Raw genomic sequence first — 15484 nt, forward strand, 5'->3', positions numbered from 1 at the left:
CGAAATACGCAGAAGATGATTATCGTTTAAAAAAACCTATCGCGAGGGTTATATGAGAAATGTTCTCTTATTTCTTTTTGGGACATTCGCTTCATCCGTCTCCTATTGTCAAAATGTGGCTATTGGAGAGTGGGAAGCACTGTATAGCTACACCTCCGGGCATCATGTGGTAGATACTGGCCAGCGAATTTTTTGCGCAACCTACAATGGATTGTTTAGTGTGAATCACTCCGGGAGGGATGTCAGTAAACTATCAAAAGCTGATGGATTAAACGATATAGGTATTAGCAGCATGGCCTACGATCCCGACAACAACAGCCTGCTCGTAGCCTATCGAAACGGAAATATGGATCTGCTGCAGTTGAATACTGCCTCGCAAGTGATGGAAATCAAAAACTTGCCTGTACTGCTTGAAACGAGCGATCTGCCCGACGACAAACGGATCAATCAAATCGTTTTCCATGAAGGACTGGCATTTCTTTGCAGCGCATTTGGTATTGTAGTTTTGGACACCAAATTCGACGAGATCAGAGAAACCTACCGATTCATTGGCAACCTGGGAACAGAAGTACATGTGAAAGACCTCGCTTTCACTTCCGATTCACTTTTCGCTGTCACGTCCCAGGGACTGTTGGCTACATCCATGCGTGCTACCGTAAACAGACAATATTATTCGAACTGGAAGCCTGTTTCAGCACCTTCCCTACCTGCCTCTATCGTTGCACGTAACAATATGCTGTATGGTGGCTTTCCCGGCAAGGGAATATTCCGAAGGCAAAATGACCAATGGAATCTTCTTTTCCCATCCAATAGTTCAAAGTTGAGGCTATCGGTTTACGGAGAAAAAATCGCTGTGGCTATGGACCGGGAAGTTCTCGTCATTGATTTGGCCGATCATGTAGTATCTGCAAAAGATCCTGCCTTTGGTTCAACAGCGCAATATCTCATATCTGATAAAAATACATCATGGATCGCGGATCTCGAAGCGGGCCTGATCGGAAATCCGGATGGCAAGTTCAGTTCATTCAGCCCTGTCACAACGGACACAACCATCACGGTGAGAGCTGACTCTTCCCTGACAGATCATCATGGATTAATATGGTCCAGATTACCGGGTTATCTGGGGGGCGGGATTTCTATTACAGACAAAAAAAGTGGCAAACAACGTTTTTTATCAGCCAGTCCGGGTAACGGGAATCTACCCACTTCAAAAATCAACAGCATTATAGCGGATACAGAAGGCTATATTTGGTTTGGAAGTGATAAAGGTGTAGGTTATTTTTTCCCTGATGAGGCTCTAACTACCCCACAACTTGAAGCCATACTTCCTTTTTACGGTCAACGGAAGTTATTCAACAACGAACGATGTACCGCACTTGCTGTGGAGCCGGGCAATCGCAAATGGATTGGCACTTTACAAGGTCTTTATTTATTCAGCCCGGATGGAACGGAGCTCGTAGCGCATTATACAAAGGATAACAGCCCGCTACCATCCGATATAATCAATGCCCTTTCTTTGGATCCGGAATCAGGAGTGCTTTTTATAGACACCCCAAATGGCATGGTCTCTTACCGCACGGGCTCCGGAAAACCGGCAAATGACTATGGCAACGTAGTCATATTTCCCAACCCGGTACGTCCGGGGTATGCCGGTAGCCTTGGAATCAAGGGTTTAACTGTAAATAGTATTGTAAAAATAACAACGCTCTCCGGTCGACTGGTATACGAGACCAAATCGGAAGGCGGGACAGCCACGTGGAACCTGAATGATTATACGGGAAGACGCGCCGCGGGAGGAATTTATATCGTTATGACGGTTGCAGAAGATAAAAGTGCCAAATTTGCTGGGAAGTTTGCAGTGATAGACAATTGATAGTGGATAGTTACCATTACTATCGATGACTTTATACGATGCTTAATGAGATGTTTAACCCGATAGATACATTATTTTGAAAAATGTCGTCGCTGATAAATCTTATGCCTTTGCGATCCGTATTGTAGTCACGTGTAAAAAGCTGGTTGATAATAAAAGGGAATTTGTTCTATCGAAGCAATTGCTCCGAAGTGGTACTGAAATAGGTGCATTGGTTAAAGAAGCTGAACATGCTCAATCAAAAGCAGACTTCCTGAATAAAATGAAGATTGCCCTGAAAGAGACAAATGAGACAGCATATTGGCTCTTACTCTTAAAAGATACTGGTTATTTGAACCTGATGAATATGAATCATTACATATCGAAGCAAGTGAAGTTCTCCGCCTGCTGATAAACATAGTCAAAACCACTAAACTTTCGCTCCATAGATAACCTCAAATCACGAACTGTACTAAACGCTGACAATTGTCCATTAATTAATAACATGTCACAACACGAAAAGCCACCCTACATTATTGGTATAACCGGCGGAAGCGCCTCCGGGAAAACCTTTTTCATGAAGACCCTCATCGACTCCTTTGCCAAAGAGGATATCTGCAGAATTTCCCAGGACAACTATTACCGGCCGATACATGAAATACCAAAAGATGAAAACGGCATTGAAAACTTTGACCTGCCTGAAACAATCGATCACTTTCTATTTGCCGAACATATTGCCATTCTGCGGGCCGGACGCGAGGTTTACCAAAAAGAATACACCTTCAACAATCCCCTGCTTAAGCCCGAAATACTTGTTTTTGAGCCACGCCCCATCATTATTGTAGAAGGTATTTTTGTTTTTTATTTCCCCGAAATCGCCCGCCTGATCGATCTTAAGGTTTTTGTAGATGCAAAGGAACATGTTAAAATAAAAAGGCGCATCATCCGCGATAATAACGAAAGGGGGTACGATCTGGATGACGTACTATACCGTTGGGAACATCATGTAGCTCCCACGTACGACAAGTTTATAGGCCCGCTCCGCTCAGAAGCAGATATAATTATCAACAACAATTCCCGTTTTGATGTGGGCCTCGAAGTATTAACAGCCTTTTTAACTAAAAAACTGGAGGAAAGAAGAGCCTGATCCTTTACTTTTATATGATAAACCGGTCAAAAACGTTGTGACTATCAAAGACTCAACCTATTTGACATCGAATCATTCAACACCCACTTTGCAATTGTGAAAGAAACCTTATCAAGAAACCTATTATTAAAACTGCTGTCACTCAGCTTTTTTATACTGTCTACACTTTCCTGTGACCGCACCGATACAGACCCGGTAGATGCGTACCAGTATTACCCACTCGACCTTGGCAGATATCAGATATATCAGGTAGAGGAGACTGTGTATTCGGCCGGACAAAAGAATCCGGTGATCAGTTCCTGGCAGGAAAAAGACGAGGTTGACCGGGTATCAGCCACGAAGGAATTTGAGACTACGTACATCATTGCCCGGTACAGGCGAAATCTGGCGACCGACTACTGGCAGAAAGTCAAAGAATATACGGTAACGAAATCTCCGGATAAAATTTTGACCAACATCGATAATCAGACGATATTTTCTCTGGTCTTCCCCCCCGACTCCAGGATCACATGGAATGGCAACTTATACAACAATCTGGATGCGCAAGATTATCAGTACACCAACATTGACAGACCTTTAACCCTTGATAAACTGACCTTTGATAAAACCCTCACGGTAGTGGAACGACGCGACACCTCAATCATCAACCGCTACGTGGGCGTGAAAATATATGCCCTGGGAACTGGCCTCATATCCGACGAACAAACCGCCTATGAATACTGCCAGGACGACGGTTGTATTGGCTCCGAAACAATTGAGTCCGGAACACACAAAACCCGGAAAATTATCGAATCAGGTGTATTGGAGTAGTCTCTCAAACCCTTCCCAATTGCTCTAAGGTACTTTTTACCAATGGCTTAAAAAGAAAAAAAAAGCATTTTTCGCTATCATTTTTACAAATAATTTGCATTCTTAAATTATATACGTACTTTTAACCCGGATACTTGTAAACTCAATTAACAGTTTTAACATGAAAACAATAAACTTACACGCTACAACTACAAAAAAGTCGTACCGCAAGCCGGTATTGAAGAAAATTGGAAAAGTGAAAAACCTTACTCATAAAGGTGGCAGCATCACAGATGGACTGTCCGGAACTGACGAAGTACCTTGACCTTTTTCACTAAGGATTATAGGGCAGCGAATGATTGATGGTTCTTTTAACTTCGTAGGTTTCAGTACAAAAAAACAAACGGAAGATGAAGTTACTTTAAGTTTTGACAAAGGCTTCATCCATTTTTCAAACTATCTGCTGCAAAGCAAAAATTTTATTGTTTCTTTTTTAGCTAGAAAAAAAGATAATAATTATTTTGAAGAAGTGTTCAATAAAGAAAGACTTGGAGAAAAATATTCTTTTTCATCAAGTCTTTCTTTATTAAGAAACAATCTTTTCCGTGACCGAGCAGCCTGCCAAGGCTTTATATTTATTGTCTATGATGAGGAATTAAATGAAATTTCTATAGTTCGGGATACGTTCGGCACCGTTCCATTATATTATTGTTGTTCAAGAGCGGGATTTTCCTTTTCCACAGACGCTGAATACCTTCTTCGACAGAGCGAGTTTCGAGCAACTAGCCAAAAAAATATCAACAGAATTGCGAATTATCTTACCCCTCGCAGCGATTCATGGCCATGCCAACACGATTCTTTCTATACTAATATTAACTCAGTTTTACCTGGCCACTTTGTTCATTACAGCCAAGGTGAAATTCTTTCTGAACCATTTGTATCCTTTCAACCTCAAAAGTGGGAACATATTTCTAACTTAGAAGAGTATGGTGAAGAATTCAGACATATTTTTAAAGAATCCGTTTTCAATAATATCCGTCATCATGATAACGTCAGTTCGCACCTGAGCGGGGGGCTGGATTCTTCCTCTGTAAGCTCAATGATTCATTATCTATTGCCTGAGCTGAAATTCAACACACTATACGCCGATACAAATACCGACCTGACAAATGAGTCGCACTACGCCAAGAAAGTTGCAAATTTCATTAATTCTAACCATTATGCCGTTCACCCCTCTACCAATGAACTAGATCTTCTAATAAAGAATACGAGCTTATATGGATTTCCCGAACACATGGCCCTCACCCCATCTCTGCAAACAGAGTTGATTATTAAGGCTAGTAAGTTGGGCTCAAGTATACTAATGACCGGTACAGATGGGGACAGCGTCGTAGGTCATGGCTATCACTACTTAGATCAACTGTTCGATGAGAAACGCTGGGCAGATTTGAAATTAGCTATATCTGAAAGAGCTTCGGTTAGTAGCGGCTTGAGTACCACAAAAAATTGGAATTACTTTACAAAAAGCCAGAAGGAACGCCTTTTGTTCCTTCACCTATTCTATCCAAGAATATCTCATGCCAGATCGGTTCAGCAAGCATTAGAAGTAGTAAACATCGCTAAATCTGAATTCGGCATTCCGTATCATGAGTTACTCAGAAAAGGATTAAACGGAATCCAAAACAGATTCAAATATTTCGATCTGCTACCCGAATCAATTCAATCATCCCAATTAATTGCTCAAACCGTAAGCACTCCGAGGACCACCGAGCGAACAGCACTCATGAAGACTCTTCCTGAAGTGTATTCTTTGCCCATCAAGGAGGTTTACTTCAATCAAGGCATGGCAGGCAACGAGGAAAACTTTTACTTAGCAAGAGACAACAATATAGAACTTGGCAATCCGTTTTACGACACTAAATTATACGAGCTGTCTATGTCAGTGCCAGCTAGTATGAAATATAATCATGGCAGAAGTCGCGGACACCTCAGGGAGGCTATGAAGGGGATATTAATTGATGATGTCCGTAATCGTTCTGATAAGGGAATTTTTAATGAGTATGCAAAAAACGCTGCTCACCGCTTGTACTCTTCATCCAAAGATTTTCTAAGTGATACCAGTGAAGTATGGAATTATGTAGACAAAGCCAAATTCAAGCAATGCGTTAAACTCTTTGAGTCCGATCTACATCCACTATACGTTCATAATCGAACCACTTTTTTCATAAACCGGACTATTTATCTATCAATTTGGTTGAATCAGCAGATTTAGGAGAACCTAATCCTAACGTTACTGTAAAATAACCTTTCCCCTAATTAGAGTAGGCCCTTTATCTTTGGTTGTTACTTCAACTTCATAAAAGTACATGCCCGCTGGATTTCCATTTCGTAACCAATACCAGCTCTGCTTCCCGCTATACTTAATTTTAAAGTCAGAACTGCTGACAACTCTTCCCGAAAGGTTATATATGCTGTAGCGAACAGACTCAATGACATCACTTACTGCCTCTAAATCGAACCGGAGAAATTCAGAAGCGGGGTTCGGACTCACAACTAAATCAAATGGAGTGTCTGTGGCCTCACTGATAGCAAAACGCAGGGTATAGGAGTTGGAAGAACTATTCCCAGAACCATCCTTTCCATTAACAAGTAACTCGTAATTTCCAGCTCTCGCATCCTTCAAAATCAAACTCAATAAAACTTCACGACTTGATATGAATTTCAGACTGGAAGCGTCAATTTCAATCTTTTTAAACTCACAGCCCTCTCCCCAACACGGCCTGATGAAGAGATCAAATAGAGTCGGGTTCAAGTCCAAGGACCTATCATCCGACAGTTGCACATTTATCACGGGATTAGGCAATACCACTTCTTCGTTTTTAACATTACGATCATTTATGGTAACAACAAATACTGGCGCAATGACATCTTTCGTAACCACATCCGGGTACACAACAAGCTTGTTAGCTACCTCCCAGTCTATACTCAAATCCGCAACATTATTAGTTTTACTTAGTTCAGGTATAGTATTAAGAGGATCAATACTAACTTCAATCCGGGCTATGCTTTTGCTATCGACAGGTAATTCGTACAAAATTGTATCCTTAGAAGGGAATGACATAAAATTTTCCGTTCGGATATTTTTAAGTCCATTTTTTAAAGTGTAGGTGAATTTTACAGGAACATTTTGCCCTTTCACATACTTACCATTGTTTGATAAGATAATTCCAGTGCGAAGTTTGGTAGATGCGCCAATATTTGTAGTAGCCGATTCACCAAGAATAATTACAGGTTTATCCGAATCCAAGGCATAATCAGGACTCGCGAAACTAAATAATCTAATCGCCGGATCACCCTGCAAATTGGACTGATGAATATTCGCAATGTCATAGTTGTCGGGAGATGAAGCAAGTGACCGTCGGGAAACATTCAATAGAATCTGACCAATAGTCATACTGTTAGCAGTATTTTTCACGAATAGCTCATCATACAAAATTTTAAGCTGCTTAGTACTTGGTGATACGTAACTATGAAATGAATTTGCAATTATCGCAATCGCACCTACCTTCGGGCTTACTAACCAATCCGTTGAAAGGACAATCGTAAGCCTGCTTTGATAGATGTTCCCCACTCCACAACCGTTAAAATACATCAAAGGATACTTGCCCGTATTGCTGAAATTCCGGCTAGCATCAGAGACTTTACCCATATCAAGGTCAGTAACCAGTGGAGATCCATGTCCAAAATAACTGATCATCCCGACTCCCTCGTTCACGTCTTTGGAAATATCTACCTTTTCCGTCTCAATGGTCGTTTGTTTAACAAAAGCCTTCACCTCGCCACCAAAATCACCATTTTCGACTAGTGGACTAAGATTTCGTAATATTGAACCTAGTTGATTAATCTCCTCAGAAGTTTTACCACCATTTAAGTGTAAAATTTTCTTCTGTCCTTGCTTATTTGCTTTGTCAGATTCAAATTCCTTAACCTTATCTAAATAGTTTAGAACGTACTGCTCGTTAAATGCGCTGATCCTACCAACAGGAATCGCTGGCACATCCTGACCGAGTCCATGTAGTCCAGAAACTAATAAGATATCTGAACCTGGATCCCCAATGGTTGGAACGTCATGTGGAAGATCCTTCCTAAGTCTATTACCCGCAGGATCCGGGGTGGAAACACCATAACCAACCAACAATAGATTATGATTCTCTCTGATGCCATCTTTAAGCATGTATTCAACAAACCGCTTCAACGCTACCGGACTTGGTTCACCATAGTTGAATTGATTGTATAAATTTCTAACCTCATAAACAATTGTGTTGAAACTACCACCTACTGTTGAGTTTCTGTATTTAGCGTATTCTATGGCCGCTTGCTGGAGCGTATCGCTGGTTACAATCAAATAATCGTAATTAGTTGGTGAAATGGCACCTACCTCTCCACCTAAAGAAGACTTGGCAAAAACAGGAGCAAAATCTACAGACGATATTTTGTCCTGAGTAATTGACTTAATCTGCTCTGTATGTTCACCCAGTATTCTCAGGACTCCCTTTTCCGTCCTGGGTACCATAACCTCCCAATTATTTCCACTTTGTGATCCTTGTAAAAGTTTAGGCTCATAAGGATTGCTGACATCTAAAATAACTAAGTTCCCATTATTGATAGTTTCAATTTTAATTCTGCTTACCTTTTCGGAAGTTGCCTGGAAATGGAAATATCTTGATTTATTATTCGTCATTTTCACCTTTTGAGGGTATGTGAGAGAATAATAGGCAACCGAAAACCAGTCATACAACTCCTTAGTCTTCGACTTCCAAGTAATAACTCCACCATTTTCAGCAGAAAGCTGATCTTCACGAATAGCAATCCCCTCCCTTTTCAGTCCCCCGATACCGGTAAAATTAATTGTAGCCAACGGTGCTAAATCTGAGGATGTTTTTCCTGCTGCAATTTGCACCTCGTGCCTGCCGTAATGAAGACCATTCAGCATAACATTAAGAATGGGAGTTTTCCCAGTACCAAATTGATATTCAGGTAAAGAAAAATTTCTTGTATAGGTTACATTTGTTGCAGTTCGTCCTACTGCACTATCACCATAGACAACCGGGCCTGTCCACCCATTAAAATTTTCGTAATAACTGTTATTTAAAAACGCAGGGGTATTATTCAATGTGGCAAATGCAAACTGTTCCCTTAAACTTACAACGTCCGTCTGCAAATGATATGTTTCAGGTTGACCAGTCAGTGGAATTTTGTCAACCTGCACAGACCTTTTAGGATTCTTCCCATTTGTTAAGAAATATACTCCCTGATCCGAAAAGAAACTTTGGTAAGGGTTCATTCTTGCCGAGGCTGGTCTAAACAGTAACGAATCTGACGCCCCGTCATTTAACTCTGCATAAAACCATAATTCCTTATTATCTACATGTACAATGGATACCTCCTTCCCTCTTCGCCACATTTGAAGCGTAAGAGGATCCTTTGAAAAGCCTTCGGGAAGAGAGCTTAAAGCAACCTTATAGAGTCCCGCTTCGGTTACATTCAGCTTAACATATTTGCTTTCATAAGATATCCATTCATTACCATATTTGCCGCTCCATTGAGCAAAACCCGGAGTAGACAAAATCAAGCAATAAAAAATAATAAAAAAACAGCTAAAAAATTTACATTTCATATATCATAGAGGTATTGTACCTATCAAATAACAGTCCGTTCAAATTACAATTAATACTTCGCCAACTTGCGAGTATGGACTTCGTTATTGCTCATTTCTATTTCCAGAATATAATCTCCTGGCAATAGTCCTTCCAAAGATATTTTTTTAACCTTTCCTTCCTTAATTTTCCGTCCTTGAATATTAAACAATTTCCATGCTTTTAAATTATACAAGGCATCCAAGTTCAAGTCAACAAAATTTGATGCCGGGTTCGGAGATACTGTCAACCACTCAGCAGACTTTAGATTAACTGAAACAGTTCTAGAGAATCCCTTTGGTTCTGTATCACCCAGATCAATTTGCCCAACCCGATAATAGTTGACCCCCTTCGCTGGACTAACATCAACAAAACTATAACTATTTGACTCTATAACCGTTCCTTTTCCATCAACAACACCTACATCGATAAAATCTACAGCATTCGTACTTCTTTGCACAACAAATCTACTGTTATTCTTCTCCCATGCCGTTTTCCAATTTACAGTGACGTTATCTACACCGTTAGCAACAGCTCTAATGAACGAAAATTCAACCGGTAACGGTACAGGAGGTTGAACTGTTGTAGCGAGTATTCTCACTGCAGGATCGCCGAATAAATTAGCAATATGCAGGTTGTTTCTGTCATAATCGTCAGCAATTGCCATTACACGCCTGTTGAAGTTACCAGCAATGATCTGTCTTGCAACTTCATTCTTTATTTGACCAATCGTTTTGCGCTCCTGATCCGTCTTTGTAAAGATTTCACTATATAAGATCTCCAGGTAAGTTGCTGTGGGAGTGGCAAAACTGTTAAAACTACTACCAATTATTCCAATGGCTCCCCTATTCTCAGCAAGAATCCAATCCGCAGCTAAAGTTCTGCTTAGTGGATTAGTACTTTGATATGCATTACCCACACCACAGCCATTAAAATAAATAAAAGGGAACTTTGTGTTCGTCGGACTTGCCAGATATGCCCCGCCTGTACTAGTAAAATTATTTGATGTTGCATTAAAATCTCTTGTGACATACCCAATATTAAATTGCGTGTAGTTGTATGCCCCGTGACCATAATAGGTAATCATTCCTGTCCCATTATTAATTTGCTCAGTAATATCTGCCGGTTTAATGACATTACTCGTCTGGGAGGTACCTACTGTCTGAACTGGCTTACTTGGATCCAATGTTTTCGCAATTGGAATAATAGGATTCAAATACTGTGAAGTAAAAGTTTCGCCCTCCTTTCCACCATCTATATGAATCAGATTTCTTCTCCAGCTAAGATCTCCGGTTGCACTTTCATACTTCTTAACCTTATTGAGGTAATAAGTTGTCTCACCGGTTATAGGGGCGCCACCTCCTAATGGAGCAGTTAACACCGGGAGCCTGCCTACTGGAATTGCAGGGATATCCTGACCCAATCCATGAACGCCAGCAACCAATAGAAAATCAGACCCGGGATCTCCAATACTAGGAATTTCAAAAGGCAATTCTTTAACTAGGCGTGACTGCCCGGGTGTACCAACAACACCTCCGGTAGGCGCACCATGGGCAGTGACCGAGTTTCCAATTAACAGCAAATTGTGTCTAGCCCTAATACCCTTGGAAACCATAAAATCTACAAATCTTTTAATCGCGACCGGGCTGGGTTCGCCGTAGTTAAATTGATTGTATATGCTTTTGATATCAAATACTGCAGAACGATAACTACCACCTTCTGTAGAGTTTCTATATTTAGCATAATTGTCTGCCTCACCTAAAAACGGCCGGGACGTAATAATTAGATAGTCATAACCCTCCGGATCAATTCCTTGATCAAGAGAAGCCTGAGGATATGAATAGCTGGGCTGCATGAGTCCATCAACAATCATTCCTGAGGTTACTTCAGCTATGGCAGACGGACGTGCAGCTAGCAAACGTAACTCCTCGCTAGGAGATCGAGGAACTGATGCATGATACGTACTTCCCACAAGTTGTCCCTGAACCACTTGTGGATTATGAGGATCCGTTATGTTATACAATACAACATCCGGCTCAGCATTGGTTATACCAACATGGACAGGAGAAGAAGATGACTTGAAATTCATAAACAATGAATTCACAGCATTCATAGTACTTAACTGTGGGTATGTTAATATATAATACGCCTGAGCTGCCGAACCACCAACTTGATTAGACTTTGTTCTAAGGACTCCTCCTGTTGAGTTCAAATTAGCACTTGGTATATTAAAGACTGAAGATTTATCAGCATTGATACCAATAAATGTCAAAGATTGCAGCACTGTTTGGTGATCCGCATCAGCAGAAGTTTTACCCACTGAAAAGTCAAAGCTGTGACTAGTATTGGAAAAACCCAACATCATAACTTCCAAAGTAGGCAGCTCTAGAGCACTGCTGGCCCAATTTACAAATGAAATAGGCTCATCTCCCTTATTAACTCCTGTTATTGTAGGGCCGACGTAAGTATTACGTTTTTCGTAGAAGCTATTATTAAGATTCTCAGGAACCACCACATTTACTGAACTATAACTAAACTGATTGTTATAAGTCTTGATAAATTTCTGGAAATGATAGGGCTCTGGATCACCACTGTATGATGTTCCATCCACCGCCGGAGTCATCCTTTTTGCTCCTTCTGCATAAGTTAAAATGTATGAACCCTCATCGGAAAAAAAACTCACGTACGGATTAATGCGAGCTTCTGGACCTGGTCTGAACAACCATTTGTCCGACTCTCCATCATTGGGTTCCCCGTAAAATATTATTTCATTGGCATTTACGATGATTTTCACCTCAACGCCTCGGTGAAACAGCTGATAATTACCGTTTGCCTTGTTTTTGAAATCCGTTGTTAAGATACTGAACGGTATTTTGTGCAGGCCTTTTGTTTTGATACCTATCCGTACAAAACTCTTAGAATAGTCTATCCATTCGTTGCCATGAACTCCGCTCCATTTAGCTGGGGTTTGCGCCCATGTCTCACCCGTGAATAGCAAAGCCACCACAAAAGCCGCTCTTGTGAGATTTTTCAGTAAATTAATTTTCATATACGTATAAGTTTTGATATAGTGCCTCGCTGGATTAATAAAATGATTCATAATTCTTTACAATAAGAGATCAACGCTAAACAATTCTGGTTTAGTACTTGGACGCAAATTATTCAGTAAAGTTACATTAAATAACATTTCGCTTCAAGTCTGATGGTAAACATTGGGCTGGTTGTCAGCGCTCAAAGCCTCAGAAACAGCGCTGTAAATTGATTCTGATCATTCATTTACACTATACGTTAAGATTTGTTTTTTAGATCAATTCAGGATAAAATTCTTAAATGCAGCCGGCATAGGCAGTCCTGGGTTTCAGAAAATCCCTGTCAAGTCGCATCTCAAATAGTACCTCTGCACGCCGGCGGAAGGAACAATCATCCGGAAATCGGAACCTGCTGGGTCAATCTTAGGTGAACCTGGGGAGTGGTTAAGTTTTGAAGTCAAGGCCTTACTTGGTTCACAAAAGTCACCTTTGGGTATATAGGTTCTCAGGGTTCACCCGCCTTTGGATAAATTGCTACCCTAGTAAGAGTCAATAAACAATTTAACCCTTACTTTTGCCCCTCGTTAGAATCGACACCACCATTGTTTGTGACAAATCAATCGCAGCGTCGTCGTATTCAATGGACTCAACAGGAACATCAGGATGTTCGTACTTAAATTCCTCAACTATTTTTACACTTTAACTGCTCTATGAACAAAAATCTATGTTCTCTTATTTTTATCGCTACACTATTCATCCATCAGATCAGCCTTGCGCAGATACAAATCACCTTTCCGGCCAAACGGGCCGTGTTTCAACGCAACGCCAGCAACGAGGCCGTGATGTACGTGGGAGGATATTACACCGAGGCCTTTACCAGTATCGAGGCCAGGTTCACGCCAATAGTCGACGGTGAAGGTGTTGACACAGGCTGGCAGGTTATTCAACAGATGGCCGGGGGAAATTACTATGGTTCGGTCACGGTGAAGGGCGGCTGGTATAAGCTTGAAGTACAAGGAAAAAGGAATGGCCAAAGCCCCAAGCTAGCCACATTGGCAGAACCGGTAGGTGTTGGGGAAGTATTTGTGGTTGCAGGGCAGTCCAACGCAACAGGAGGGGACGGAAATGCCAATGGCCCCGACGCCGCCCATGATCAGGTTAATAGTGTAAACTTTCAGAATTATAATCCCGACGCCACACCCAGCATTGCACCATACGTCAACCTCCAGTTACCCTGCCCTGAATACGTACATCTGAAAAAAGAAGTCAAAACCGCTCCATTCGGGAATTATGCATGGTGCTGGGCAGCCTTTGGTGACAAAATTTATGAGAAGTATCGTGTGCCGGTTATGATCTTTAATGCCGGCTGGTCCAGTACAGGTATTGAAAACTGGCAACAAACTGCCCTGGATTCGCTAGGTACCACGGCCGGTCCATGGGGGTACGTATTCCCTCAGGGACAACCTTTTGGACATCTTCGGGTGGCATTGAACAATTACATCAATCAGCTTGGCGTTCGGGCCGTGTTGTGGCACCAGGGAGAGTCCGACAATTATATAGAACAACGTAGCAATGCGCAGAATGAGAACCTTGGTGACACCTACTGGAAAAACAGATATGTGACCATGTTGTGGGACGTGATTCAGGCCAGCCGTAAGCGATCTGCCAAAAACAATCTGGCCTGGATGGTAGCCAGGGCGTCCCGTTTTGACTTCCCCGTTAATGATCCTGCCCGGCAGACTACCGTTTCCGCCAACGTAATTGGGGCCCAAAACGAAATTATTGATAACGATGGTGCCTATCCCGGAGTTTTCCAGGGGCCAGATACCGACCCATTTTATTCCTTGAAATACAGGAAGGATGAAATCCATTTCAGAGGAGACGTATTTCCGTCTGCTGATCCGAACGAGGTCTCCGGTCTGGTACATTTAGCGGGCTTTTGGGCTGATAAGGTGACACCTGCTTTCCTGAGTGAATCAACCCCTTACCCTGCCACCCCGCCAACCCATGTGGTGGCATCACAAGCGTCTGGAAGTGCAAGCGTGACATTTACTGCGCCCACTCCTGCGCCGCAACCTCAGTACAACTGGTTCCTGCCTGATAATTGTAACCAATATTTCGATCATGCTTCCCAATGGGCAACATCTACCGCCGGAACGTATCAACTTAAGGTTGTTGATGCTTACAAAAACACGGTTTTTTCACCAAAACTTTTCGTTTCGGGTGCCACGCCCCTACCTGTAACCTTGACCTACTTTACGGGTGAGCCCGCGGAAAACAATCAGACTTTGCTTAGGTGGGAAACTTCCTCCGAAAACAACGCATCCCATTATGAAATCGAGAAAAGCCGGGATGCCAAATTTTTTGAAAAAATTGGGGCTGTCAATGCAGTGGGTAATTCCAATCTGAACAAAGCATACAGCTATCAGGATGAAGGCACTGTTTCAGAAAACCGCTACTATCGCCTCAAACAAGTAGACTTAGATGGAAAATACAGTTACAGTCGTATGGTACATGTGAGACAAGAAGGTTTCACGGCAGTTAAAGTTTATCCAAATCCGGTAGTTGACAAATTGACTGTTCTGTCACAAAGCAGGTTAAACCGGATTGAGGTCATTCACATTAGTGGAAAAATCGTACATAGTTCGAATCCTGGCGGTCAGGTTTTCATTCTGGATATGAGCGGGTTTAATCCAGGACTCTACATGGTAAAGGTCAATGAAGAGATATTCAAGATCATTCGATAAGAACCACTCCGATTTCTAACGAACCCACCGAAGGGCGGTCCGGAATTTCCTGGCTGCCCTTTCTTTTTGGGAAAGATGATGTTCTTTTAAAGGAAAATTGAATCTAACAATGTTTTTATTGGCCCCAAAAAAGAGATATTCAGGTTTAGAACAATTTTTTTTCTAATTGCACTATTTGGGAAACGAATATTCGCCAGGATGTTGTTATAACCTTATTATTTGGA

9 protein-coding genes are annotated in these 15484 nt (G+C 41.6%); 7 read left to right on the top strand and 2 right to left on the bottom strand.

All coding sequences use genetic code 11. The features are described from left to right. The first annotated feature begins 52 nt into the window (after positions 1-52). The 6 genes from DYADSP32_RS13865 to DYADSP32_RS13890 all read left to right on the top strand — a co-directional run bounded on the left by DYADSP32_RS13865 (position 53) and on the right by DYADSP32_RS13890 (position 6060). On the top strand, positions 53-1873 hold the full coding sequence (locus tag DYADSP32_RS13865; protein WP_149242179.1) for a two-component regulator propeller domain-containing protein: 1821 nt from the start codon (positions 53-55) through the stop codon (positions 1871-1873). A 76-nt stretch (positions 1874-1949) separates the two neighbouring features. After that, positions 1950-2264, top strand: coding sequence for a four helix bundle protein (locus DYADSP32_RS13870; protein WP_414617753.1), 315 nt, complete (start codon positions 1950-1952; stop codon positions 2262-2264). Between the two features lie 93 nt (positions 2265-2357). After that, positions 2358-2999 carry a uridine kinase gene (gene udk / locus DYADSP32_RS13875; protein ID WP_149242178.1) on the top strand — a complete coding sequence of 214 codons (642 nt, stop codon included), beginning with the start codon at positions 2358-2360 and terminating at the stop codon, positions 2997-2999. Positions 3000-3095: 96 nt separating this feature from the next. Continuing rightward, complete coding sequence (locus tag DYADSP32_RS13880; protein WP_149242177.1) at positions 3096-3809, top strand: hypothetical protein; 714 nt, start codon at positions 3096-3098, stop codon at positions 3807-3809. A gap of 160 nt (positions 3810-3969) precedes the next feature. Then, the gene (locus tag DYADSP32_RS13885) at positions 3970-4113 is read left to right on the top strand and encodes a hypothetical protein (RefSeq protein ID WP_414617754.1); all 144 of its coding nucleotides are present in this window, start codon (positions 3970-3972) and stop codon (positions 4111-4113) included. Positions 4114-4143: 30 nt separating this feature from the next. Then, positions 4144-6060 (top strand): asparagine synthase-related protein, encoded by a 1917-nt coding sequence (locus DYADSP32_RS13890; RefSeq protein WP_149242176.1) that lies wholly within the window; start codon positions 4144-4146, stop codon positions 6058-6060. 18 nt (positions 6061-6078) lie between these two features. Here the strand turns inward: DYADSP32_RS13890 and DYADSP32_RS13895 are convergent, their stop codons facing one another. Next, a complete protein-coding gene (locus tag DYADSP32_RS13895) occupies positions 6079-9465 on the bottom strand; it encodes a C25 family cysteine peptidase (RefSeq protein WP_149242175.1) in 3387 nt (1128 codons plus the stop codon). 50 nt (positions 9466-9515) lie between these two features. Next, entirely contained in the window at positions 9516-12533 is a 3018-nt protein-coding gene (locus DYADSP32_RS13900) for a C25 family cysteine peptidase (protein ID WP_414617755.1), read from the bottom strand. Between the two features lie 690 nt (positions 12534-13223). Here DYADSP32_RS13900 and DYADSP32_RS13905 point away from each other — a divergent pair. Continuing rightward, complete coding sequence (locus tag DYADSP32_RS13905) at positions 13224-15260, top strand: T9SS type A sorting domain-containing protein (RefSeq protein ID WP_149242173.1); 2037 nt, start codon at positions 13224-13226, stop codon at positions 15258-15260. Positions 15261-15484 lie beyond the last annotated feature (224 nt).

The organism is Dyadobacter sp. 32, from assembly GCF_902506755.1.
GTDB lineage: Bacteria > Bacteroidota > Bacteroidia > Cytophagales > Spirosomataceae > Dyadobacter.